This is a genomic window from Aminobacter sp. HY435 (genome assembly GCF_027568395.1).
Classification (GTDB): domain Bacteria; phylum Pseudomonadota; class Alphaproteobacteria; order Rhizobiales; family Rhizobiaceae; genus Aminobacter.
On record NZ_JANKZL010000007.1, the window covers coordinates 22,790 to 45,023 of the forward strand.

Consider the following 22,234-nt stretch of genomic DNA (forward strand, 5'->3'; position numbering starts at 1 on the left):
CCATTACGTAAGCCGCAGGCAATTTCCAGACAAGGGCACCCGCGATGGCAATCACCTTCGATCTCATCCTCAAGGGCGGGACGGTCGCCAATCATGACGGCATCGGCCTCCGTGACGTCGGCGTGACCAATGGCCGGATCGCCGCGATTGGCGATCTCAGCAGCGCATCGGCTGGCGAAACCATTGACTGCCGGGGCCTCCACATCCTGCCCGGCGTGGTCGACAGCCAGGTGCATTTCCGCGAGCCGGGCCTCGAGCACAAGGAAGACCTGGAGACGGGGTCTCGCGCTGCCGTGCTCGGTGGCGTCACCGCGGTCTTCGAGATGCCCAACACCAACCCGCTGACAACGAGCGAGGCCACCCTTGCCGACAAGGTGAGCCGGGCGACCGCGCGCATGCACTGCGACTTCGCCTTCTGGGTTGGCGGCACGCGCGACAACGCAAAGGACGTCGCCGAACTGGAGCGCCTGCCGGGTGCTGCCGGCATCAAGGTGTTCATGGGCTCATCGACAGGCGACCTTCTGGTCGAAGACGACGAGGGCGTGGCGTCCATCCTCCGCAACACCCGCCGTCGTGCTGCCTTCCACTCCGAGGACGAGTTCCGCCTGCGCGAGCGCCAGGGCCTGCGCGTCGACAACGACCCGTCCTCGCATCCGGTCTGGCGCGACGAGATCGCAGCACTCCAGTGCACCGAGCGCCTGGTGCGCATCGCCCGGCAGGAGCGCGCGCGCATCCACGTGCTGCACATCTCGACATCAGAGGAGATTGCCTTCCTGGAGCATCACAAGGACGTCGCCACCTGCGAGGCGACGCCGCACCACCTGACCATGAGCTCTGACGACTATGCCCGCCTCGGCACGTTGCTGCAGATGAACCCGCCAGTGCGCTCGGCACGCCACCGCGACGGCATCTGGCATGGCATCGGCCAAGGCGTCGTCGACGTGCTCGGCTCCGACCACGCCCCGCACACGCTGGCCGAGAAGGCCAAGCCATATCCGGCTTCGCCTTCGGGCATGACCGGCGTGCAGACTTTGGTGCCGATCATGCTCGACCATGTGAATGCCGGCCGGCTGACGCTGGAGCGTTTCGTCGATCTTTCGAGCCACGGCCCGAACCGCATCTTCGGCATGGCGCGCAAAGGCCGCATCGCCGCCGGCTACGATGCCGATTTCACCGTCGTCGACATGAAGCGAACGGAAACAATCACCAATGCCCAGGCCGGTTCGAAGGCCGGCTGGACGCCCTATGATGGCAAGCAGGTCACCGGCTGGCCGGTCGGCACCATCGTCCGCGGCATCCGCGTGATGTGGGAAGCCGAAATCACCACGCCGTCGCAGGGCAGGGCGGTCGAATTTTCGGAAGCGGTGGTTAAGTAATTTTCCTCTCCCCGTCCACGGGGAGAGGATGCCGGCAGGCAGGTGAGGGCCCGAGCCTACCGCTCAGAACTTGGAGCCGCCCTTGATCCGGCCCTTCGGGCCACCTTCTCCCCGTGAACGGGGAGAAGGAAGAGGCAACTGCTCAATCGCCCGCGACAAAAAACGCCCAGTGTCCTTCGGGCGTTATGCCGAGGCGATAGAACACATATGTGCCGTACTGCTTCATGTCTTCGTAATCGCCGGCGGTGACGATCTTGAACAGCTCGACCTTTTGGCGCGGATCGAGCTTGTCGAGCGGCAGGCCGAAGAAATAGGGCCAGACATAGAGGTCCTCGTCGGTGCCTTCTCCGAGATGCACGTAGCCGGCGCTAAGGACCTCTTCCATGATCGCCAGGAGTTCCTGGCCTTCGCCGTCGCCCGACAGAGAGCGCATGAACTCGATCGGATCGCCCGAGATATCGCCGAAGGAAAGCTGGGGCATGCTGTCGCCGGTGCCGATCAAAGGCCGCAGCTTTTCGATGTCGCCAGTCTTGGCCGCTTCGACCAGAAGGGTGCGCATCCGGCTGACCGGTTCCGGCAAGCGGGAAAGGTCGTAGATGATCTCGGGCAGCGGCCCGTCGCTGTCGATGGAAGGCATCGCCGGATTGGCGGTATCGCCAGGCTCGGCCGGCGTGGAGCCGTCCGGCTCGGCCTCGTCGGGGTTCGTCTGCTGGTCGGCGGGTGCGCCGTTGGGCGACGTTGCCGGTGGCGCCTGGATCGGATCCGGCATCGGAACTGCGTTTTCCGTCGGCGCGGTCTGTGAGTCGGCCGGCTTCGGCGGCGTCACGGGAGCCGGGATTTCCTCGCGTTTGATTTCGCTCAGCGCCTGCGCCGAAGTCGAACCGAGACCTAGGATCAAGGACGCTGCGAGGCCAAAGGCCGCGATTCGAAACGTGGCGCGAGGCGCAAGGTCAGTGTGTGGCCGCATCGAACTACGCTCCGGGGGATTCTTGTGACATGCCGGCATGATGCCGAACCCGCGTCGGCTAGTCAAAGAACCGGGGTAGCGCTCAATGCCGCAGGCGCAGTGGCTCGAACTCGCCGGCCTCAAGCTTGGCGCGCATGCGGTTGAGCATGGCGACAGCCGCCTTTTCGCCATTTGCGGCAACAATCTCCGCAAACGCTGTGGCAAGCGCCGCCTCGGCGATGATCTCGGGTTCGATGCCGGCGGAAAGACCTTCGGCCCATGCCTCGTTATGGCTCTCGACGGCGGTCAGGCGCTTTTCTTCCCGAACCAGGGCGTCGATGTCGGTTAGGCTTTGTTCCATTGCGGTCTTTCACCCTGCCAAGCGACCCGCTGATTCGGATCAACTTGAGCTATCCCTTTAATGTCCCGTTAAGAGAACTAACACAATCGGTCGTCGGTGTACGGTAGGCAATGCCGGGAAAGTAAATAGCCTGTTAATTGCCGTAGCGCGAAGCAATGTCGCGGCTCAGCGTCTCGCCTTCGCTCATGTAGCGTTTGATCGCTTCGGTGGCCGAGGCGGTGCAAGCGGTGTAGGTGCCTTCGAATGAGCGGTAGCCGCGGTTGAAGCTGGCGATGAAGCGGGCGCGGCGCTCGGGCGAGGGGTTTTCCGACAGCAGCAGCTTTTCCATTTCGCCGCGCCACTGCGTGCCCTTTTCGCCGCACAGGTTGCGCAGGAAGTGCAGCGAGCCCAGCACTTCGGCCAGGCGCAGCAGGCCCGGCTCGAACGGTGCCTCGACGGCGCGGGCGGGCGCGGCAAGCGTCGTACTTGCGGCAAGCGTCATGGCAATCAACAGGGTCGAAGCGCGGCTCATCAGCGTTTTGTGGCGAAACAATTTGGCTGCCGCAAGGCCGCTGCGGCGCTATCCAACGGTGATCACGGCAGGGCGGACTGCCCGCTCACCAGTTCGAGCACGATTTCCAGCGTCGAGTCGGTCAACGGCAACCGCTCGATCTCGGCCAGGGTGAAGAAGGCAGCCTCGTCGGCGTCGTCCGCCGCGACAGGCTCGCCCTGCGCGTGGCGCGCCCCGAAGACGGTAAGCAGATAGAGCGAGCCGCCGTCGTCGCGGCTGTCGATCTCAATCGCGCGCAGCAGCACAAGTTCCGCCACCGTGACGGCTGTTTCCTCGATGAGTTCGCGCCGCGCCGCCTCTTCCAGCGTTTCGCCATCCTCGACCCGCCCGCCCGGAAAGGCATAAAGCCCTTTCGATGGCGCGCGCCCGCGCCGCACCAGCATGATCTTGCCATCGCGCATGACGGCAACCGAAACGGCAGGGACGATGCTTGTCTGGTTCATTCCGCCGTCCTGTCTGTTAGCGCCGCCCCATGTTCGGCAGGGGGTAAGCTGCTTTAGCGGTTGCGGCCGGCGCGATCCATCGCCACTTTCTCTCCGAACGAGGACGTGAAGCGATGTGCGGACGAATAGCGGTGATTGCATCGCCCGACGAGACGGCCGCCTTTCTCGGCGTAGCCGACCTCGAGAGCTTTCCGCCGCGCTACAATGTGGCGCCGACACAGCCGATCCTCGTGGTGACGGCAGGGCCGCAGCGGCCCCCGGGTTCGAACCTGCCCGACCGCATGGCGCTTTTGGCCCGCTGGGGCCTGATCCCGGCCTGGGCGAAGAACCCATCCGACATGCCGCTGCTGTTCAACGCGCGCTCGGAAACGGCAATCGACAAGGCCGCCTTCCGAAACGCCATGCGACACCGGCGGGCACTGGTTCCTGTCTCCGGCTTCTACGAATGGAAGAAGCTGCCGGGCAATCGCCGCCAGGCCTATTGGCTGAGGCCGCGCAAGGGCGGGCTGGTGGCACTGGCCGGGCTGCTGGAGACGTGGAGCGAGCCGGGCGGATCGGAAATGGATACGGCGGCGATCCTGACCACCTACGCCAGCGCCGACATCAGGCACATCCACGACCGCATGCCCGTGGTCATCGAGCCCGAGAACTTCACGCGCTGGCTCGACTGCCGCACCCAGGAGCCGCGCCATGTCGCCGAATTGATGCGGCCGGCGCAGTCTGATTTCTTCGAGCAGATTCCCGTCTCCGACCTGGTCAACAAATTCGCCAATGTCGGGCCTGAGATACAGGACCGCGTGGAGCCGTTGCACGACGAAGCGCCGGCCAGGGTGGCGAAGCCAAAAGCGGAAAAGCGTAAGTCCAGCGACGACGACCAGATGAAACTGTTCTGAGGGGGCGCTAGAAAGGCGGCGTGTTCACGCCAGTCCTTTCCGCCGCCATTTCCGGATTTCTGCTCGGCGCATCGCTGATCATCGCGATCGGCGCGCAGAATGCGTTCATCCTGCGCCAGGGGCTGCTGCGCCAGCACGTCTTCATCCTGTGCCTGATCTGTGCGGCGTCGGATGCGCTGCTGATTGCCGCCGGTATCGCCGGGCTCGGCACGCTGATTTCGCGGTCGCCGAACCTGATCCTGGTCGTCACCTTGGGCGGCGCGCTGTTCCTGTTCACCTATGCGATCATCGCCTTTCGCCGCGCCATGAAGCCAGAGGTACTGCAAGCTGCGAAGTCGGGCGAGGCGCGGCTCTGGCCGGCAGTCGCCGCCTGTCTTGCCTTCACCTTCCTGAACCCACACGTCTACCTCGACACCGTCGTGCTGCTCGGCAGCCTGTCGGCGTCCTATGAGGGCCAGGCGCGCCTTGCCTTTGGGCTTGGCGCTGCGACGGCATCATTCGTCTGGTTCTTTGGGCTTGGCTACGGCGCCCGGCTGCTGGAGCCGGTGTTTGCCCGGCCTTCCGCCTGGCGCGTCCTCGATGTCGTGATCGGCCTTGTCATGGCCGCGATCGGGCTCAGCCTGGTCAGCCGCGTCTAGGCGGCCTTGTTCAGCTTCGGCGCTGACTTTTCCTTTTTCGTCGCGCAGATCAGCGCGGCGGCGATCGCAGCAGGCCCAATGGCCCGGTAGTGCTTGGCAAGTTCCGCGTACTGGCTACGCGCTCGGTCCTGTTCGGCCTGTTTTCGTTTCATCGGTCTCTTCCCTTAAGTCAACTCTGTTGAGATCGGCTGCATTTGCTTACGGATTCGGTCGAATTCGTGGCATGCGGCGGCTTCTAGCCGGGCAATGTTTCATTACGGTGCCGCTATGTTTAATAAATTGTTTCGGTGCTGCTTCCGTTCCGGTTGCGGCGGTAAAGTTTCATGTCGATGCGTCTTGACGGCAACAGGGTCCGAGGCGATAAAGCCCCTGATGAAAACGTCTTTCGCCATTTCCGGCATTTGCATTATTGGCTAGCGTTCGCGCTGGTCAGGACGTTTTCGCCTCCTCTTCACAAAGACAGGTCAAACGCCCGGGCCAGCAGGCCACGGCGCCGCGCGTCCATTTCGGACGTGCAAAGGACGCGGTGAAACTGAGAATTGGCGCATGATCCTTGCGAAGATCGTAGATTTTCCGGGGCCACGCACACGGGGAGTTCTATGTCTGAAGCATTCAGGGGCCTGCGCCTTACCAACACGCTGACGCGCACGAAGGAGGACTTCGTGCCGATCGATCCGCAAAACGTGCGGATGTATGTCTGCGGCCCGACCGTCTACGACTTTGCCCATATCGGCAACGCTCGGCCAGCGATCGTCTTCGACGTGCTGTTTCGGCTGCTGCGCCATCTCTATGGCGAAGATCACGTCACCTATGTGCGCAACCTCACCGACCTCGACGACAAGATCAACGCGCGCGCCCTGCGTGATTTTCCCGATCTTCCGCTGAACGAGGCGATCAGGCGCGTCACCGAAAAGACCGCCAACCAGTATCAGTCGGACGTCGCAGCACTTGGCTGCCTCGAGCCGACTGTCGAGCCACGCGCCACGGAATTCGTGCAGCCCCGCCCCGACGGCCGTGCCGACATGATCACCTTGATTCTGAGTCTCATCGATCGCGGCCATGCCTATGAGGCACAAGGCGAAGTGCTGTTCGACACCGGCTCGATGCCCGACTACGGCCAACTGTCGAAGCGCAATCTCGACGAGCAACAGGCCGGTGCCCGCGTCGAGGTCGAGGCGCACAAGAAGAATCCCGGCGACTTCGTGTTGTGGAAGGCATCTTCGGCCGAGGAGCCGGGCTGGGACAGCCCGTGGGGACGCGGCCGTCCGGGCTGGCATATCGAGTGCTCGGCGATGGCGTCGGCCTATCTCGGCGAGGTCTTCGATATCCACGGTGGCGGGCTCGACCTGATCTTCCCGCACCATGAGAACGAGATCGCCCAGTCGCGCTGCGCCCACGGTACCGAGGTGATGGCCAACTACTGGATGCACAACGGCTTCCTTCAGGTTGAGGGCCAGAAGATGTCCAAGAGCCTGGGCAACTTCTTCTCGATCCACGAGTTGCTCGAGACCGAGAATTTCGGCGGCCGCAAATGGCCGGGCGAAGTGCTGCGCCTGGCCATGCTGATGACGCACTACCGCGAGCCGATCGACTTCTCGGTGAGGAAGCTTGAGGAGGCGGAGAACACGTTGCGCAAATGGAAGCGCGCGGCCGACAGCGCCGGTGCTGCCGAGGCTGCCGTTCCTGCGTCGCTTATCGCAGCACTCAGCGACGATCTCGCCACAGCAACCGCATTCCATGGACTGTCGCAACTGGCCGGCGAGTCGGGCGGCATCGCTGCAGCTGAGCTCAAGGCTGCGCTGCTGTTCCTGGGCTTCACACTCGACGCGGCCGAAGTTGACGGGGCGGAGGTTGCGAAAGTCATTGCGGAGCGCCTTGCCTTCATCGCGCAAAAGAACTGGGCCGAGGCCGACCGCATCCGCGACGAGCTGCTGGCCCAGGGCGTGCAGCTCAAGGACGGCAAGGATCCGGTAAGCGGCGAGCGTGTGACGACGTGGGAAGTGAAGCGGTGATGATGGCAGGGCAGGGGGTGCGGCGTGTCTTCGGGCCGGCGGCTGGACCATTCTACGCTTCTGGAACGACGACGCGCTTCGCGATATGGATAACGTCTGCCAGCACATCGTGATCTCGGCCGGAGCGGCCGTCCGCATGAAGAGGAGTTCGTGCAATGATCGACCACACTGGAATTTCGGTAACCGATTTCGATAAGGCGAAGGCGTTTTACGACAAGGCGTTTGCGCCGTTGGGCGCGTCGCTTCTGATGATGGTGCCGGCGGAGCATACCGGCGGCGTCAAGGTCGGCGGCTACGGCCGCGAGCGGCCGGTGTTCTGGCTGCACGAAGCGCCGGCCGGGCCGGGCCGGCACTACGCGTTCACGGCGCGGAGCCGGGCCGAGGTCGAAGCGTTCCATGCGGCGGCGATTTCTGCTGGTGGCAAGGACAATGGCGGGCCAGGTCCGCGGCCGCACTATCATCCTGACTATTACGCCGCATTCGTCTTCGACCCTGACGGCAACAACATCGAGGCGGTGTGCCATGCGCCGGGTTGAGGGGTCGGCCCGATGAGCCTCGACAACAGGCCTGTCTATTCGGGCGGATGCCAGTGCGGCGCCGTGCGCTTTCATGTTGAAGGCGCACTCGGCGACGCCTCGGTCTGCCACTGCCGCATGTGCCAGAAGGCGTTCGGCAATTTCTACGCCCCGCTGGTCTCGGTGCGGAAGGCCAAGCTCGCCTGGACGCGCGGCGAGCCGAAGCGGTTCCGTTCCTCGAACTATGCCTTGCGTGGCTTCTGCGGCGAATGCGGCACGCCGCTGAGCTACGAGGCGCCGGACGGCACGGCACTGGCGATAGCTGCCTTCGACGAGCCGGAGGAGATCGCGCCGACGGTTCAGTGGGGGCTCGAGGGCAAGCTGCCCTATGTCGACGGCATCCACGAACTGCCTGGTTATTCGACCGAGGAAGACCCTGACGCGGCCGATTTCGTCAACGACATCGTCTCCTACCAGCATCCCGATCACGACACCGAACGCTGGCCGGAGGATCGCAAATGACGTCGGCAACAGGTGGATGCCAGTGCGGGGCGGTACGTTATCGCATCGACCAGGCGCTGGAGAATGCGCATATCTGCCATTGCCGCATGTGCCAGAAGGCGTCCGGCAACTACTTCATGCCGCTGGCGCGCACGCCCAGGGCGAAATTCGCCGTCACGCGTGGCGAGATCGGCTGGTTCCAGTCGTCCGACATCGTGCGCCGCGGCTTCTGCCGCGATTGCGGCACACCGCTGCTGTTCGACGTCGTCGACCGCGACACGATCAACGTCGTGCTCGGCTCGCTCGACGACCCGGAGGCGGTGAAGCCGACGTTCCAGTGCGGCCTCCATGCCAGGCAGCCCTGGTTCGGTGAACTCGACACGCTTGAGCCGTCGTCGGACGAGACGTCCTGGTATCAGGCGATAGCGCCCTCGAACCATCAGCACCCCGACCACGACACTGAACAATGGCCAGCGGAGAACAGGTCATGACGGAGACAATCAGAACCGGCGGTTGCCAGTGCGGCGCCGTTCGATTCCGCATCCACGGCGCGCTTGGACGCGTCTCGATCTGCCATTGCCGCATGTGCCAGAAGCAGTTCGGTTCGTTCTTCGGCGCGTTCGTCGCCGTTCCCAACGACGGCGTCGAGTGGATCCGCGAAGAGCCGAGCTACTTCCAGTCGTCGGTCAACATCGCGCGCGGCTTCTGCCAGCGTTGCGGCACGCCGATGACCTTTCGCCAGCCGGATGGGCTGGAAATCACCATCGGTGCCTTCGACGACCGTTCCGACCTGGCTCCGACCATCCAGATCAATCATGCCGCAAGGCTGCCCTGGGTCGAGACGATCTTCCAGGCTGAGGTTCACGACAATTCCGACTACTACAAGCGGCAGGAATCGATCATTTCCTTCCAGCATCCCGACGAAGAGACGGCCAACTGGCCGGAACATGGACTGAAACTATGAGCAACGAACTGCGCGGCCTCTATCCAGAGATCGAACCCTTCGAAAGCGGCATGCTGGATGTCGGCGACGGTCACCAGATCTACTGGGAGCGCTCCGGCACCAGAGGCGCCAAGCCGGCGGTGTTCCTGCATGGCGGACCCGGTGGAGCGACCTCGCCGAAGCAACGGCGGCTGTTTGATCCCAAGCTCTACGACATCATGCTGTTCGACCAGCGCGGCTGCGGCAAGTCGCTGCCGCATGCCTCGCTCGAGGCCAACACCACCTGGCACCTGGTCGCCGACATCGAGCGGCTGCGCGAGATGGCCGGTTTCGACACATGGCAGGTGTTCGGCGGCTCCTGGGGCTCGACGCTGGCGCTCGCCTATGCCGAAACGCACCCGGATCGTGTCAGCGAACTCGTCCTGCGCGGCATCTACACGGTCACCCGCGCCGAGCTTGATTGGTTTTACCAGTTCGGCGTCTCCGAGATGTTCCCCGACAAGTGGGAACGTTTCGTCGAGCTGATCCCCGAGGCCGAGCGCGGCGACATGATGGCGGCCTACCGCAAGCGGCTGGTGGGTGACGACCGCAAGGCACAGGTGGAAGCCGCCCTTGCGTGGAGCATATGGGAAGGCGAGACCATCACGTTGCTGCCCGATCCCGATACCAGCGGCAAGTTCGGCGAGGACGATTTTGCGGTGGCCTTCGCCCGCATCGAGAACCACTATTTCGTCCATGCCGGCTGGCTCGACGAAGGCCAGCTCATCCGCGACGCCCACAAGCTGCACGACATTCCCGGCGTCATCGTCCATGGACGCTATGACATGCCGTGCCCGGCGAAATATGCCTGGGCGCTGCACAAGGCCTGGCCGCAGGCCGACTTCCATCTGATCGAAGGCGCGGGCCACGCTTATTCGGAACCGGGCATTCTCGATCAGCTGATCAGGGCGACCGACAGGTTCGCAGGGAAACAGTGATGATGCGCACGTTGCAAGTGTCGGCACGACGGTGCGGCGGCCTCACCCTCCCCCTTGTGGGGAGGGTCGGCGAGCGCATGGAGCGCAGCGGAATGCGTGAGACGGGGTGGGGGTTCAACCAATGACGGCCTCACCCCCCACCCCGGCGCTGCGCGCCGACCCTCCCCACAAGGGGGAGGGTAAAGAACGCATCTATCTCTTCGACACGACGCTGCGCGACGGCCAGCAGACGCCGGGCATCGATTTCTCCGTCGAGGACAAGATTGCGATTGCCGGCATGCTGGACGAATTCGGCCTCGACTATGTCGAGGGCGGCTACCCCGGCGCCAATCCGACCGACACGGCGTTCTTCCAGCAAAAGCGCACCAGGCGGGCGAAGTTCGTCGCCTTCGGCATGACCAAGCGGGCAGGGGTGTCGGCATCCAACGATCCCGGACTGGCCGCGCTGGTCCAGGCAAGATCGGATGCCGTGTGCTTTGTCGCCAAGAGCTGGGACTACCATGTCCGCGTCGCCCTCGGTGTCAGCAACGAAGACAACCTGGATAGCATCGGCGCATCGGTCGAGGCGGCGGGCGCGGCCGGCAAGGAGCCGATGGTTGACTGCGAGCACTTTTTCGACGGCTTCAAGGCCAACCCCGACTATGCGCTGGCCTGCGCCAGGACAGCCTATGAGGCCGGCGCGCGCTGGGTGGTGCTGTGCGACACCAATGGCGGCACGCAGCCCTCGGAAGTGCGCGACATCGTCGCCAAGGTGATCGCGGCCGGCATCCCGGGCGCTCACCTCGGAATCCACGCCCATGACGATACCGGCCAGGCGGTGGCCAATTCGCTGGCCGCCATCGAGGCCGGCGTGCGCCAGGTGCAGGGCACTATCAATGGTATCGGCGAGCGCTGTGGCAACGCCAACCTGGTCACCATCGTGCCGACGCTGGCTCTGAAACCGCATTTTGCCGCGCGTTTCGAAACCGGCATCTCGGCCGAAGCCTTGACCGGCATTTCCAGGCTTTCGCGGGCTTTCGACGAATTGCTCAACCGCGCGCCCGAAACGCAGTCGCCCTATGTCGGCGCGTCGGCGTTTGCCACCAAGGCCGGCATCCATGCCTCGGCGATCGCCAAGGAGCCGCAAACCTACGAGCATGTGCCGCCGGAAACGGTGGGCAACCGCCGCAAGGTCATGGTCTCGGACCAGGGCGGCAAGGCCAATTTCATCGCCGAACTGAAGCGCCGCGGCATCGACGTGCCGAAGGACGACAACCGGCTCGACGCGCTGATTGCGGTGGTCAAGGAGCGCGAGGCCGAGGGCTATGCCTATGAAGGCGCTGACGCCAGTTTTGAGCTTCTGGCCCGGCAGATGCTCCATGGCGTGCCGGAATTCTTCAAGGTCACCAGCTTCCGCTGTCTCGTCGAACGTCGCTTCGACGCCAACGGCAACCTCAAGACGGTATCGGAAGCGGTGGTCAAGGTTGTTGTCGACGGCGAAGACAAGATGTCGGTTGCCGAAGGGGATGGCCCGGTCAACGCCCTCGACATCGCGCTACGCAAGGACCTCGGCAAGTTCCAGGACGAGATCGGGGACCTGGAACTGGCGGACTACAAGGTGCGTATCCTCAATGGCGGCACCGAGGCCATAACGCGAGTTCTGATCGAATCGCACGACGCCACCGGAGCGCGCTGGTGGACCGTCGGCGTGTCGACAAACATCATAGATGCTTCGTTCCAGGCGCTGATGGATTCGATCATCTACAAGCTAATGAAGAACCGCGAGATGGCCGGGCTGGTGGCGGCGGAATAGGCGTCGCTGCCGCGTTTGCCAGCTGTCGCAGACGTTCGACAGGGGTTGATCCATCAACGAAAAGCGCATGGACCATCACTATTTTGAAATGGCGCGAGCCGGGCGTCAGGCGCATAGGTTCGCGCCATGAGCACGCAAGCCCCAGCCATTTCCCGCGACGAAGCCACGCGTGGCTTCCTGTTTGCCCTTTCGGCCTACCTGATGTGGGGCTTCCTGCCGTTCTACATGAAGGCCGTCGCGCACATTCCGGCTGCCGAGGTGATCGCTCACCGCATCATCTGGTCGATCCCGATCGCCGCCGTGCTGCTGTGGTGGCTCGGGCGCACCGCTGACATCAAGACCGCCTTGCGCAGCCCGCGCACCCTGGCGCTGGGCGCTCTGACCGCTTCGCTGATCACCATCAACTGGGGCGTCTATGTCTGGGCCATCGGCAACGACCGGGCGCTCGAAACAGCGCTGGGCTATTACATCAACCCGCTGTTGAGCGTTTTCCTCGGCGCCGTCGTGCTCGGCGAGAAGCTGACGCGCGCCCAGATGCTGGCCATCGGCCTAGCCGCCCTCGCGGTCGGCCTGTTGACCTGGGAAAGCGGCGGCCTGCCCTGGGTGTCCATCGTCCTGGCGCTGTCCTGGGGCTTCTACGCCATGTTCAAGAAGACCCTGCCGATCGGCCCGGCGCAGGGCTTCTTCCTCGAGGTGCTGATCCTCGGCATTCCTGCCCTGTGCTATATCGTCTACCTGCAGTCGTCTGGCGTTGGACACTTCTTTTCCGCCGAGATGACGGATGTCTGGCTGCTGCTGGGCTGCGGCCTGGTGACGGCGGTGCCGCTGATCCTGTTTGCCAACGGCGCCAAGCTGTTGCGCCTGTCGACCATCGGCATCATGCAATACATCGCACCGACAATGATCTTCGTCATCGCCATCTTCATCTTCCGCGAGCCGTTCAGCAGTGAGCGCGCCGTCGCGTTCGCCCTTATCTGGGTGGCGCTCGCGATCTACACGTGGTCGATGTACTCCGAGCGGACAAAGAACAGCTGACCTCAGTAGCGATGGAACGAATGTACGAGCTCTATATTGCCAACAAGAACTACTCGTCCTGGTCGTTGAGGCCCTGGGTGCTGATGCGCACGCTCGGCATCCCGTTCAAAGAGCGCCAGGTGCCATTCGGCAACCTGCCGGGGCAGCCTGATTTCCGTTCTTTTTCGCCCAATGGCTGCGTGCCTTGCCTGATCGATGGAGAAATCGCCGTCTGGGATTCGCAGTCGATCGTCGAATACGTCGCCGAGCGCCATCCAGGCGTCTGGCCCACCGATGCGGCGGCCCGCGCCTGGGCGCGGTCGGCTGCGGCCGAGATGCACTCCGGTTTCCAGAGCCTGCGCAACATCTGCGGCATGAGCTGCGGCGTGCGCGTCGCCCTCAAGCAACGGCCGGCTGGCCTGGAAAAGGACATCGCGCGCATTGGTGCGCTGTGGAACCAGGGTCTCGACCGTTTTGGCGGTCCGTTCCTGGCTGGAGACAGGTTCACGGCGGCGGATGCGTTTTTTGCCCCGGTCGTGTTTCGGGCGCAGACCTACGCGCTCGATTTCGGCGGCAGGTCAGCCGAATACATCGCAACGATGCTCGACACCGCTGCGATGCGCGAATGGTACGACGCTGCCCTTGCAGAGATCTGGCGCGACCAGCCGCATGAGGACGAGGTCACGGCCTCGGGAGCGATCACCGAGGATCTGCGCGCCAGGGCCTGAGCCCCGCGCTTACATCTTGTCGATCAACGACTGAACGCCTTCGGTCGGCGTGGCGTCCGCGCCGGCCGCGGTCATGATTGCGGGGACCACCGCCTCCGGCTCATCGACGACCAGCGGCTGGACGAGATGCGAGGTGTGGACGAAACCTTCCGTCTTCATGTGGTCGAGCAGAGACAGCATCGGGTCCCAGAAGCCTTTGATGTTGGCGAAGACGATCGGCTTGCGATGATGGCCGAGCTGGGCCCAGGTCATGATCTCGACGATCTCTTCCACGGTGCCTATGCCGCCCGGCAACGCCACGAACGCGTCCGACTTCTCGAACATCAGGTGCTTGCGCTCGTGCATGTTGTCGGTGATGACGAGCTCGTCGAGCCTGGTCAGCGCCGTCTCGGTCGCTTCCTTGTTCATCAGGAAGCGCGGAATGATGCCGGTGACCTTGCCGCCGGCACGTCGGGTGCCGTCGGCGACTGCACCCATGATGCCCTTGGTGCCGCCGCCATAGACCAGCCGCAGACCGGCTTTTGCGATCGAATGCCCAAGCAGATGGCCGGCTTTCAAATAGACTTCGTCGCGGCCAGGCGACGAGCCACAATACACGCAGATGGATCGAATCTTGTTCATGGCCTGATTGGGTATTGCCTCCGTGCCCCGGGTCAAGCCTTTGCGGGCTTTTTCTTGTCGCTGCCGGCAAAACAAGGTAGACCCGTTCCGGGCTCAGGGGCAGGAAAATATGGCAATTACTCCGTTGAAAATATTCCTTCTGGCAGCTGGCGGCTCGGTCGCCGCTGCAACAGTCGCCTATGTGTCGGGCGCGCTCGATCCATATCTTTCGCAGCCACCCGCCGCAGTGGCCACATTGCCGGCGCCGGCAACTGTCGCCCCCCAGGCCAGCAAGACGCCCGAAGCTGGCAAGCCGGCGACTGAAGCGCCTGCGGCGCAGCAGCCTGCTGGTTCGGTCGTTGCTCCATCCTTTGATGTGGTTCGTGTCGAAGACAACGGCTCGGTGGTTGTCGCCGGCAAGTCCGCGCCGAGCGCCAAGGTCGAGATCGTCACCGGCTCGCAGGTCATCGGCGCGGCGACGGCTGGCGCCGATGGCGATTTTGCCATCGTGCTCGAAAAGCCCTTGAAGCCCGGCGACTACCAGCTGGTGCTGCGCGCGACAGCACCTGACAACACAGTTGCCACCTCGACCGAAACGGCAGTCGTCTCGGTGCCCGAACAGCCTGGTGGCCAGGTTCTTGCGCTGGTCGAAGAGCCCGGCAAGCCGGCGGAACTGATTACCGTTCCTGTCCCCGCCAAGGTTCCGGCTACGCCGCCTGTCGCTGAGCAGCCGGCGGCCGGTACTGCCCCGGCGGCCACGCCTGAAGCCGCGCCCGCTCCTGCGCCGGCAAAGTCGGCAGCTGCGTCACCGGAGACCAGGATCGCCGTCGAGGCGGTCGAGATCGAAGGCAAGAAGATCTTCATCGCAGGCGCTGCTGACGCAGGCCGCAAGGTCCGTGCCTATGCCAACGAAATTCTGATTGGCGAAACACAGGCTTCGCCGGAGGGGCGTTTCCTGATCGAAGCCGAACGCGAATTGCCGGTCGGCGACTACATCATCCGCGTCGATGCGCTTGAGCCGGATGGCGTCAAGGTCGTTGCGCGCGCCGCAGTGCCGTTCCAGCGCGATCCGGGTGAGGCGATAGCAGCGGTGGCACCGCAGGAAACTGCCCCTGCCGCCGCTGAGGCCGCAAAGCCGGGCGCAGCGCAGCCCACAGTGGCAATGGGCGGCACCGTTCCGGCCGATCCGCAGAAACCTGCAGACGGCGCGCCGGCCGCAGCCGAGGTTACCGCGCCGAAGCTCGAGCCGGTCAATGCCGCGGTCATCATCCGCCGCGGCGACTCGCTGTGGCGCATCTCGCGCCGCGTCTACGGCCACGGCGTGCGCTATTCGACCATCTATCTCGCCAACCAGGATCAGATCAGCGACCCCGATCGCATCTGGCCGGGGCAGGTGTTCCGGGTGCCGGAGAAGTCGAAGGAAGGCGAGGCGGCCAACATGGACGCCATCGGCGAACAGGCGATGCCCGCTCCAAAACCCTGAGGCACGTCGCAGCGCCACCGATGCGGCGCCGAATTCTTCAAGTTCATGCATCAGCCCGAAAATCTCTCCGGTTTTCGGGCTGATGCACGTCAGCAGCATCGCTGTTTCAATCGACTCAGGTTGCACGAAATCATTCCATCGTATATCGTCGATAGACGATGAAATCTTTCTCCGCACAGCAAGATTGCCGCGCCGCCTCGACCGAGGATGTCGCGCAGAAACTCGCAGCCCTTTCGCATCCCGCGCGGCTTGAAATTCTGCGCCGGCTCGGTGGCGGCAGGGCCTGTTGCTGCAAGGAAGTGGTCGAGCATCTCGATCTCGCCCAATCGACCGTCTCGCAACACCTCAAAATTCTCGTCGAAGCTGGCCTGGTGCGTTATGCGCCCGAGCGGCAGCGCTCGCGCTACGAGATCGACGAGGCAGCGCTCGCCGCAGTCTCCGCATCCGTCTCCGCGCTCGTGGAATCTTGCTGCGCCCTCGACGGCGCCGGCACCTAATCAAGGCAACAGCAGTGGCTAACAAGACCGTTTCCGCCGAACGCGGCTCGACCTTCAGCACCATCAGGAACCTCTGGCCCTACATGTGGCCGGAAGACAGGCCCGACCTGCGGGCGCGGGTCGTCTGGGCTACCGTGTTCCTTCTGGTCGCCAAGCTGACGCTGGTTGCGGGGCCGTATTTCTTCAAATGGGCGACCGATGCACTGGCCGGCGACCAGCGCACGCCGCTGGCGCTGCCGGCGCTGCTTGCGGCACCCGTCATGCTGGTCGTCGCCTACAATTTCGTGCGCATCGTCCAGTTGGGCTTCAACCAGCTGCGTGACGCGTTGTTTGCCAGCGTCGGCCAATACGCCGTGCGCCAGCTCGCCCATCGCACGTTTGTGCACATGCATCAGCTGTCGCTGCGCTTTCACCTGGAACGCCGCACCGGCGGGCTGTCGCGCATCATCGAGCGCGGCACCAAAGGCATCGAGACGATAGTTCGGTTCACCATCCTCAACACCGCGCCGACCGTTCTCGAATTCGCGCTGACCGCCGGAATCTTCGCCTTCGCCTATGGCTGGCAGTATGTCGCCGTGGTGGCTGTCACCGTGTGGCTGTATGTCTGGTTCACGGTGCGCGCGAGCGATTGGCGCATCGCCATCCGCCGCGAAATGAACGATTCCGACACCGACGCCAACACCAAGGCGGTCGACTCGCTGCTCAATTTCGAGACGGTCAAGTACTTCAACAACGAACGCATGGAGGCCGAGCGCTTCGACCGCTCGATGGCGCGTTATGAAAGCGCCGCGACCAAGACGTGGACCTCGCTGGGCTGGCTCAACTTCGGCCAGGGCGTGATCTTCGGCGTCGGCATGGCGATCGTCATGTGGATGTCGGCGCGGGAAGTCATGGCTGGCACCCAGACAGTCGGTGATTTCGTCTTCGTCAACGCCATGTTGATGCAGCTTTCGGTGCCGCTCAATTTCATCGGCATGATCTACCGCGAAATCCGCCAGGGCCTGACCGACATCGAAAAGATGTTCGACCTGCTCGATGTGCCGCAGGAAGTGGTCGACAAGCCCGGCGCGCCGGCACTCGTCGTCGCCTCCGGCAGGGTCGAGTTCCGCGACGTTCATTTCGCCTATGACCCCAACCGCCAGATCCTGAAGGGTGTCAGCTTCGAGGTGCCGGCCGGCAAGACCGTCGCGATCGTCGGACCTTCGGGCGCTGGCAAGTCGACGATCTCGCGCCTGCTGTTCCGCTTCTACGACATCCAGAAGGGCGCGATCCTGATCGATGAGCAGGATATTCGTGACGTCTCGCAAGAGAGCCTGCGCGCCGAGATCGGCATGGTTCCGCAGGATACCGTGCTGTTCAACGACACCATCGCCTACAACATCCGCTACGGCCGCATGAATGCCGACGAGGAGGATGTGAAGAAGGCGGCGGAATTGGCGCAGATCTCGAGCTTCATCGAGCGCATGCCCGACGGCTACAAGTCGATGGTCGGCGAGCGCGGCCTCAAGCTGTCTGGTGGCGAAAAGCAGCGCGTGGCGATTGCCCGCACCATCCTCAAGGCGCCGCCGATCCTGATGCTCGACGAGGCGACCTCCGCGCTTGATACCCAAACCGAGCTCGACATCCAGAGCGCGCTCGATCTGGTCAGCAAGGACCGCACCACGCTTGTGATCGCGCACCGGCTCTCGACGGTAATTTCAGCCGACGAGATCATCGTTTTGGCGGATGGCCAGATCGCCGAGCGCGGCACCCATGCCGAATTGCTCCGCCATCGCGGCCTCTATGCCAAGATGTGGGACCGCCAGCGCGAGGCCACGGAAGCCGAAGAACGGCTGCGCAAGGTTCGCGAGGAAGACGAGTTCGGCGTCGTCACGCGTCGCCGCACGCCGGAAGTTGTGGACGAGAGGTAGCGCAGCCATTCGCTCGCAAGGACGTTCCTTTCCGGCCGCGTCGGCCATGCCTTGCGCCGGCAAACCGCAGGAGCGTGACAGTCTTCAGGTGCGTTGGCGGAGCTCCTGCCGCCAGTCGCTGCGGCGTGTGCCGTCTCCGGGCGAGGGGGGCCGCGCCAATGCCGCGTTGCGGCGGGCCGGCGTTTCCGGTAAGCACTCCGGAACTTCAACAGCGATGGCCGCCCCTTCATGAGCATAGCCGATACGATCCGCAACGCCTTTGTTCCGGTGCATCGCGAGGGATACCCCTTCATCGCCGGGTTTGCGGCGATCACTGTTCTGCTCGGACTGTTTTCGACGTCGCTGTTCTGGGTCGGAGCGATTCTGACCGCCTGGTGCGCCTATTTCTATCGCGACCCCGAGCGGGTGACCCCGGTTGACGACGATCTCGTGGTCAGTCCCGCCGATGGCGTGGTCTCGGCTGTCGGCCCCGCTGTTCCGCCACGCGAACTCGGTCTCGGCAATGGCGAGATGACCCGCATCTCGGTGTTCATGAATGTCTTTTCGTGCCACGTGAACCGTGCGCCGGTGCGCGGCAAGATCGTGCGCATCGAGCATCGTCCGGGCAAGTTCCTCAATGCCGAGCTGGACAAGGCGAGCCAGGAAAACGAGCGCAACGGCTTGGTCATCGACAGCCCGCACGGGCAGGTGGCGGCGGTGCAGATCGCCGGCCTGGTGGCGCGCCGCATCGTTTGCTGGGCCGATGTCGGCGGAAACATCGCCGTCGGCGAGCGCTTCGGCCTCATCCGCTTCGGCTCCCGCGTCGACGTCTTCCTGCCTGCGGGCGCGGTCGCACGAGTTGCGGTCGGCCAGACGGCCGTCGCCGGTGAAACCATTCTCGCCGAGTTCGGCGGCACGAGCCACGCACCGCTGGTGCGGGTTTCCTGAGGACGGCGGCGTTGTCATCCTTCAATCCCTTCGAGCCGCATGGCAGCGGCGGACCGCGCATCCGCGAAATTCCGCTGCGCATGGTGTTGCCCAACCTGATCACCGTGCTGGCGATCTGCGCCGGACTGTCGGGCATTCGCCTGGCTTTCGAGGGCCGCTTCGAATCGGCTGTGGTGATGGTCCTGCTGGCCGCATTCCTTGACGGCATCGACGGCCGGCTTGCGCGCATGCTGAAGGCGACGTCGAAGTTCGGCGCGCAGATGGATTCGCTCGCCGACATCGTCAATTTCGGCGTCGTTCCGGCGCTTGTGCTCTACGCCTACCTGCTCGACAAGGCGGGCTCGTTCGGCTGGATCGCAACCCTGCTTTTCGCCATTGCCATGGGGCTGAGGCTGGCACGCTTCAACGTGCTTGACGAGGATCTGGAACGGCCGGCATGGCAGGCTGAATATTTCGTCGGCGTTCCAGCGCCGGTCGGCGCCATCATGCTGATGCTGCCGATGTATCTCGGCTTCCTCGGCATCGAAGGCACGCGCGAAGTGGCCTATGCCGCGACAGTCTTCACCATCCTCGTGGCCTTCCTGCTGGTCAGCCGCCTGCCGGTCTATTCCGGCAAGAAGCTGACCATCCGCAGGGAATACCTGTTGCCCGTCATGCTGGCGGCGGTTTTTTATGTGCTGCTCCTGACCGGCTATCCCTGGCAGACGCTGACGGCATCGGTGGTCGGCTATTTGCTGTTCTTGCCGCTCAGCGCCAGCGCCTATGCCCGCCGTTCCAGGATCGAGAGCGCAAAGCTTGCGGCCGACACGGCCGCTGTGGAAGCAGTCGAAACACCTGAGACGACGCCGGAAAGCTGAATTTAGGCCGCCGCCAGCCCGAGCTGGTCGATAGCCATGCGCCTGGCGGTGACGTAGTCGGTCTTGCCCGAGCCGAGCACCGGCAGTTCCCTGACCTTGACGATATCGTGCGGTACCATCAGTTCGGCGACGCCGGTCTGCTTGCTGTACAGGCGCAGCGTCTCGGCGTCGGCGTCCGGGGCGGTGGTGACGAGCACGATACGCTCGCCTCGGCGCTTGTCCGGCACAGCGACAGCCGCATGGTGCTGCTCCGGCCACAGCGCCTGCACCACAATTTCGACCGCTCCGAGCGACACCATCTCGCCGGCGATCTTTGCGAACCGCTTGGCCCGGCCCTTGATGGTGATGAAGCCTTCGCGGTCGACCGAAATGATGTCGCCGGTATCGTGCCAGCCGTCGAGCGGTTGCAAGACGCCCGGACGGTCGGCGCTCATGTAGCCCATCATCAGGTTGGGGCCGAGCAGCGACAGGCTGCCGCCGTCGCTGACGCCGTCGACAGGCTCCAGCCGCATGCGCATGCCGGGCAGCAGGCGTCCGACGGTGCCGTCGCGGTTGTGGGACGCCGAGTTGACGGAAACCACCGGCGCTGCCTCGGTCAGGCCGTAGCCCTCGACGATCTCGGCACTGAACCGTTCGCGCCAGACGCGGCGTGTTTCCTGCCTGACCGGCTCGGCCCCGGCGACGACGAAGCGCAGGCTGGAAAAGTCGCCGTCCTCGGCCGTCCGGGCATAGGCGGCAAGGAACGTGTCGGTGCCGAACATGATCGTCGGGCGCGCCTTGCGGGCGATGTCGGGGATCAGCTTGTAGTGCAGGGGCGAGGGGTACAGGAACAGCCTGATGCCGGTCAGCAGCGGAAGCAGGGTTCCGCCGGTGAGGCCGAAGGAGTGGAACGCCGGCAGCACGTTGAGCAGCTTGTCGGTGCAGGAGATCGAGATGCGGGCCTCCGCCTGCATCGCGTTGGCGACGATATTGCGGTGGGACAGGACGACGGCTTTTGGCGTGCCTTCGGAGCCCGAGGTGAACAGGACGACGGCGGGTTTCGCCGCATCTTGCGGCTGCAGCGGCCTGTGCCATTGCAGCGCTGCGGACAGCTTCTCGGTTGTCGAGATGCTTTGGTTGATATCCTCCAGCCAAACCACGCGGGTGCCGGCCTGCTCGATCGCAGCGACCACCTCGGCCAGGTCGGCCTTCTGGACAAAGGCGCGGGACGAGATCACCGTCTTGATCGCCGCCGTCTTCATCGCCGAGGCGACGTTTGCAGGTCCGGCCGTGTAGTTGACCATCGCTGCGACACGGGCCGCGGAGATCAGCCCCAGCAGCGACAGCACCATGGCGTTGGAATTGGGCAGCAGCACCCCCACCGCCTCGCCGGGAATCGACATCTGTTCGAAGCGCTTTCCGAGCACCCGCACGCCGGTCATCAGCCGGCGATAGCTGAGCGGGCCGGCGACGACGTCCTCGATGATGACGCGTGACGCGCCGAAGCGTTCGGCGGCGTCGACCATCGAGTAGAAGATACCCCGGTTGAGGTCCGTTCCGGCCAGTCGCGCCTCCGCGAACCGGTCAAACAGCGCATTGGCGGTGGTGGTGTTGTCATAGCCTGCGCGTTGCAGCAACTCGGCGACCGTCATTGGGGCCAGGGCGGCAATGGCCAGGCCCGGAAACAGGCTTCTTGGTGCCTGCTCCGCCGGTGTCAGCGAGAACGGCAGATAGCGGGTTCCCGACACGAAGATCGGGACAATCTTTGCGTCCGCCTGCATGGCGATGCGGGCGATGGCGCGAAACAGCCGGAATGATTTGACGTCGGGCTCCACAGTGTCCGGAATGTAGACGGCGAGGCGGCCCTTGCCGCGCAGCACTCGAACCAGCCGGCGGCTCACAAAAACATGTTCGGCGTTGAAGGCTATGGTGCGCCCGAGTTCGCGCCAGGGCTCCAGCCAATGGGAGCGCGCCGAGGCCTCGTCGAGGATGTGCAGTGTTTGCTCCGGCAAAAGCGAAAGCATCAATGCGGGTTCGATGCGGGACTGGTGGGAAATCACATAGATGACGGCGGCGTCGACCTCGCGGGCCTGGCGCATCGCGCTGTCACGCACCCTGTAGGCGAGCTTGAAGGGCAAGTAGAGCACAGCCTGGCGAAAGCCGATGCCGAGGTCATACGTCAGATACCACGCCGCCAGCGTGATGGCCGCGGCGACGCCGAGCAGAACTGCACTGGCCAGGATCATGCCGCACCTCCCAATGCGCACGGGCCGTTTGACCGAAGCCGCGCGC

General features: G+C 64.1%; 24 protein-coding genes and 1 pseudogene. 18 read left to right on the forward strand and 7 right to left on the reverse strand.

Annotation, left to right across the window (positions count from 1 at the left end; translation table 11 throughout):
• The first annotated feature begins 44 nt into the window (after nt 1–44).
• Nucleotides 45–1,376, forward strand: a complete 1,332-nt coding sequence (locus PCJ21_RS11485; protein ID WP_269931545.1) for a dihydroorotase — start codon at nt 45–47, stop codon at nt 1,374–1,376.
• A 142-nt stretch (nt 1,377–1,518) separates the two neighbouring features.
• Here the strand turns inward: PCJ21_RS11485 and PCJ21_RS11490 are convergent, their stop codons facing one another.
• From PCJ21_RS11490 to PCJ21_RS11505, 4 genes are all read right to left on the reverse strand, one after another.
• Entirely contained in the window at nt 1,519–2,343 is an 825-nt protein-coding gene (locus PCJ21_RS11490) for a hypothetical protein (protein ID WP_269931546.1), read from the reverse strand.
• Nucleotides 2,344–2,425: 82 nt separating this feature from the next.
• Nucleotides 2,426–2,683, reverse strand: coding sequence for a hypothetical protein (locus PCJ21_RS11495; protein ID WP_269931547.1), 258 nt, complete (start codon nt 2,681–2,683; stop codon nt 2,426–2,428).
• A gap of 133 nt (nt 2,684–2,816) precedes the next feature.
• Entirely contained in the window at nt 2,817–3,194 is a 378-nt protein-coding gene (locus PCJ21_RS11500) for a TIGR02301 family protein (protein ID WP_269931548.1), read from the reverse strand.
• A gap of 62 nt (nt 3,195–3,256) precedes the next feature.
• The gene (locus tag PCJ21_RS11505; protein ID WP_269931549.1) at nt 3,257–3,676 is read right to left on the reverse strand and encodes an NUDIX hydrolase; all 420 of its coding nucleotides are present in this window, start codon (nt 3,674–3,676) and stop codon (nt 3,257–3,259) included.
• A 113-nt stretch (nt 3,677–3,789) separates the two neighbouring features.
• On the opposite strand from PCJ21_RS11505, the gene PCJ21_RS11510 reads away from it, so the two are divergent.
• Together PCJ21_RS11510 and PCJ21_RS11515 are read left to right on the forward strand one after the other, a co-directional pair.
• Complete coding sequence (locus PCJ21_RS11510) at nt 3,790–4,569, forward strand: SOS response-associated peptidase (RefSeq protein ID WP_269931550.1); 780 nt, start codon at nt 3,790–3,792, stop codon at nt 4,567–4,569.
• Nucleotides 4,570–4,589: 20 nt separating this feature from the next.
• Nucleotides 4,590–5,207 carry a LysE/ArgO family amino acid transporter gene (locus tag PCJ21_RS11515; protein WP_269931551.1) on the forward strand — a complete coding sequence of 206 codons (618 nt, stop codon included), beginning with the start codon at nt 4,590–4,592 and terminating at the stop codon, nt 5,205–5,207.
• On the opposite strand, the gene PCJ21_RS11520 is transcribed toward PCJ21_RS11515, so the two are convergent.
• Nucleotides 5,204–5,359, reverse strand: a complete 156-nt coding sequence (locus tag PCJ21_RS11520) for a transcriptional regulator (protein WP_269931552.1) — start codon at nt 5,357–5,359, stop codon at nt 5,204–5,206. The two genes, PCJ21_RS11515 and PCJ21_RS11520, sit on opposite strands and share 4 nt — an antisense overlap.
• Before the next feature lie 447 nt (nt 5,360–5,806).
• On the opposite strand from PCJ21_RS11520, the gene cysS reads away from it, so the two are divergent.
• The 10 genes and pseudogenes from cysS to PCJ21_RS11570 all read left to right on the forward strand — a co-directional run bounded on the left by cysS (nt 5,807) and on the right by PCJ21_RS11570 (nt 13,689).
• Nucleotides 5,807–7,219 (forward strand): cysteine--tRNA ligase, encoded by a 1,413-nt coding sequence (gene cysS / locus PCJ21_RS11525; RefSeq protein ID WP_269931553.1) that lies wholly within the window; start codon nt 5,807–5,809, stop codon nt 7,217–7,219.
• A 22-nt stretch (nt 7,220–7,241) separates the two neighbouring features.
• Nucleotides 7,242–7,415: pseudogene (locus tag PCJ21_RS11530) on the forward strand (DUF559 domain-containing protein); the annotation flags it as partial.
• Complete coding sequence (locus PCJ21_RS11535) at nt 7,375–7,755, forward strand: VOC family protein (RefSeq protein ID WP_269931554.1); 381 nt, start codon at nt 7,375–7,377, stop codon at nt 7,753–7,755. The pseudogene PCJ21_RS11530 and the gene PCJ21_RS11535, both read left to right, overlap by 41 nt.
• A 12-nt stretch (nt 7,756–7,767) precedes the next feature.
• Entirely contained in the window at nt 7,768–8,256 is a 489-nt protein-coding gene (locus PCJ21_RS11540) for a GFA family protein (RefSeq protein WP_269931555.1), read from the forward strand.
• Complete coding sequence (locus PCJ21_RS11545; RefSeq protein ID WP_269931556.1) at nt 8,253–8,726, forward strand: GFA family protein; 474 nt, start codon at nt 8,253–8,255, stop codon at nt 8,724–8,726. Before PCJ21_RS11540 ends, PCJ21_RS11545 begins: the two co-directional genes overlap by 4 nt.
• Complete coding sequence (locus PCJ21_RS11550; RefSeq protein ID WP_269931557.1) at nt 8,723–9,199, forward strand: GFA family protein; 477 nt, start codon at nt 8,723–8,725, stop codon at nt 9,197–9,199. The genes PCJ21_RS11545 and PCJ21_RS11550 overlap by 4 nt, the downstream gene beginning before the upstream one ends.
• Nucleotides 9,196–10,155: a prolyl aminopeptidase gene (gene pip / locus PCJ21_RS11555; RefSeq protein ID WP_269931558.1), complete on the forward strand. Its 960-nt coding sequence runs from the start codon at nt 9,196–9,198 to the stop codon at nt 10,153–10,155. The genes PCJ21_RS11550 and pip overlap by 4 nt, the downstream gene beginning before the upstream one ends.
• Before the next feature lie 121 nt (nt 10,156–10,276).
• Nucleotides 10,277–11,947 carry a citramalate synthase gene (gene cimA, locus PCJ21_RS11560; RefSeq protein WP_269931559.1) on the forward strand — a complete coding sequence of 557 codons (1,671 nt, stop codon included), beginning with the start codon at nt 10,277–10,279 and terminating at the stop codon, nt 11,945–11,947.
• Nucleotides 11,948–12,073: 126 nt separating this feature from the next.
• Nucleotides 12,074–12,982, forward strand: coding sequence for an EamA family transporter RarD (rarD, locus tag PCJ21_RS11565; protein ID WP_269931560.1), 909 nt, complete (start codon nt 12,074–12,076; stop codon nt 12,980–12,982).
• Between the two features lie 20 nt (nt 12,983–13,002).
• A complete protein-coding gene (locus PCJ21_RS11570) occupies nt 13,003–13,689 on the forward strand; it encodes a glutathione S-transferase family protein (protein WP_269931561.1) in 687 nt (228 codons plus the stop codon).
• A gap of 9 nt (nt 13,690–13,698) precedes the next feature.
• Here the strand turns inward: PCJ21_RS11570 and PCJ21_RS11575 are convergent, their stop codons facing one another.
• Nucleotides 13,699–14,310, reverse strand: a complete 612-nt coding sequence (locus PCJ21_RS11575; RefSeq protein WP_269931562.1) for a TIGR00730 family Rossman fold protein — start codon at nt 14,308–14,310, stop codon at nt 13,699–13,701.
• A 109-nt stretch (nt 14,311–14,419) separates the two neighbouring features.
• Here PCJ21_RS11575 and PCJ21_RS11580 point away from each other — a divergent pair, with 109 nt between their 5' ends.
• The 5 genes from PCJ21_RS11580 (at nt 14,420) to pssA (ending at nt 19,963) form a co-directional block, all read left to right on the forward strand.
• A complete protein-coding gene (locus tag PCJ21_RS11580; RefSeq protein WP_269931563.1) occupies nt 14,420–15,772 on the forward strand; it encodes a LysM peptidoglycan-binding domain-containing protein in 1,353 nt (450 codons plus the stop codon).
• 158 nt (nt 15,773–15,930) lie between these two features.
• Nucleotides 15,931–16,269, forward strand: coding sequence for an ArsR/SmtB family transcription factor (locus PCJ21_RS11585; RefSeq protein WP_269931564.1), 339 nt, complete (start codon nt 15,931–15,933; stop codon nt 16,267–16,269).
• A 14-nt stretch (nt 16,270–16,283) separates the two neighbouring features.
• A complete protein-coding gene (locus PCJ21_RS11590; protein WP_269931565.1) occupies nt 16,284–18,179 on the forward strand; it encodes an ABCB family ABC transporter ATP-binding protein/permease in 1,896 nt (631 codons plus the stop codon).
• A gap of 228 nt (nt 18,180–18,407) precedes the next feature.
• Nucleotides 18,408–19,106: a phosphatidylserine decarboxylase gene (locus tag PCJ21_RS11595; RefSeq protein ID WP_269931566.1), complete on the forward strand. Its 699-nt coding sequence runs from the start codon at nt 18,408–18,410 to the stop codon at nt 19,104–19,106.
• Between the two features lie 80 nt (nt 19,107–19,186).
• Nucleotides 19,187–19,963: a CDP-diacylglycerol--serine O-phosphatidyltransferase gene (gene pssA, locus PCJ21_RS11600; RefSeq protein ID WP_269931765.1), complete on the forward strand. Its 777-nt coding sequence runs from the start codon at nt 19,187–19,189 to the stop codon at nt 19,961–19,963.
• Between the two features lie 2 nt (nt 19,964–19,965).
• On the opposite strand, the gene PCJ21_RS11605 is transcribed toward pssA, so the two are convergent.
• Nucleotides 19,966–22,188, reverse strand: a complete 2,223-nt coding sequence (locus PCJ21_RS11605; protein ID WP_269931567.1) for an AMP-binding protein — start codon at nt 22,186–22,188, stop codon at nt 19,966–19,968.
• Between the last annotated feature and the right edge of the window lie 46 nt (nt 22,189–22,234).

Bases quoted from the DNA above. Each gene is read 5' to 3' on its own strand.
- PCJ21_RS11540 (WP_269931555.1), top strand. From the start codon at position 7,768: ATGAGCCTCGACAACAGGCCTGTCTATTCGGGCGGATGCCAGTGCGGC.
- PCJ21_RS11605 (WP_269931567.1), bottom strand. From the start codon at position 22,188: ATGATCCTGGCCAGTGCAGTTCTGCTCGGCGTCGCCGCGGCCATCACG.
- PCJ21_RS11495 (WP_269931547.1), bottom strand. From the start codon at position 2,683: ATGGAACAAAGCCTAACCGACATCGACGCCCTGGTTCGGGAAGAAAAG.
- PCJ21_RS11570 (WP_269931561.1), top strand. From the start codon at position 13,003: ATGTACGAGCTCTATATTGCCAACAAGAACTACTCGTCCTGGTCGTTG.
- PCJ21_RS11520 (WP_269931552.1), bottom strand. From the start codon at position 5,359: ATGAAACGAAAACAGGCCGAACAGGACCGAGCGCGTAGCCAGTACGCG.
- PCJ21_RS11545 (WP_269931556.1), top strand. From the start codon at position 8,253: ATGACGTCGGCAACAGGTGGATGCCAGTGCGGGGCGGTACGTTATCGC.
- PCJ21_RS11500 (WP_269931548.1), bottom strand. From the start codon at position 3,194: ATGAGCCGCGCTTCGACCCTGTTGATTGCCATGACGCTTGCCGCAAGT.
- cysS (WP_269931553.1), top strand. From the start codon at position 5,807: ATGTCTGAAGCATTCAGGGGCCTGCGCCTTACCAACACGCTGACGCGC.
- PCJ21_RS11550 (WP_269931557.1), top strand. From the start codon at position 8,723: ATGACGGAGACAATCAGAACCGGCGGTTGCCAGTGCGGCGCCGTTCGA.
- PCJ21_RS11585 (WP_269931564.1), top strand. From the start codon at position 15,931: ATGAAATCTTTCTCCGCACAGCAAGATTGCCGCGCCGCCTCGACCGAG.
- PCJ21_RS11505 (WP_269931549.1), bottom strand. From the start codon at position 3,676: ATGAACCAGACAAGCATCGTCCCTGCCGTTTCGGTTGCCGTCATGCGC.
- PCJ21_RS11580 (WP_269931563.1), top strand. From the start codon at position 14,420: ATGGCAATTACTCCGTTGAAAATATTCCTTCTGGCAGCTGGCGGCTCG.
- PCJ21_RS11510 (WP_269931550.1), top strand. From the start codon at position 3,790: ATGTGCGGACGAATAGCGGTGATTGCATCGCCCGACGAGACGGCCGCC.
- pssA (WP_269931765.1), top strand. From the start codon at position 19,187: ATGGTGTTGCCCAACCTGATCACCGTGCTGGCGATCTGCGCCGGACTG.
- pip (WP_269931558.1), top strand. From the start codon at position 9,196: ATGAGCAACGAACTGCGCGGCCTCTATCCAGAGATCGAACCCTTCGAA.
- PCJ21_RS11485 (WP_269931545.1), top strand. From the start codon at position 45: ATGGCAATCACCTTCGATCTCATCCTCAAGGGCGGGACGGTCGCCAAT.
- cimA (WP_269931559.1), top strand. From the start codon at position 10,277: ATGACGGCCTCACCCCCCACCCCGGCGCTGCGCGCCGACCCTCCCCAC.
- PCJ21_RS11535 (WP_269931554.1), top strand. From the start codon at position 7,375: ATGATCGACCACACTGGAATTTCGGTAACCGATTTCGATAAGGCGAAG.
- PCJ21_RS11595 (WP_269931566.1), top strand. From the start codon at position 18,408: ATGAGCATAGCCGATACGATCCGCAACGCCTTTGTTCCGGTGCATCGC.
- PCJ21_RS11490 (WP_269931546.1), bottom strand. From the start codon at position 2,343: ATGCGGCCACACACTGACCTTGCGCCTCGCGCCACGTTTCGAATCGCG.
- rarD (WP_269931560.1), top strand. From the start codon at position 12,074: ATGAGCACGCAAGCCCCAGCCATTTCCCGCGACGAAGCCACGCGTGGC.
- PCJ21_RS11575 (WP_269931562.1), bottom strand. From the start codon at position 14,310: ATGAACAAGATTCGATCCATCTGCGTGTATTGTGGCTCGTCGCCTGGC.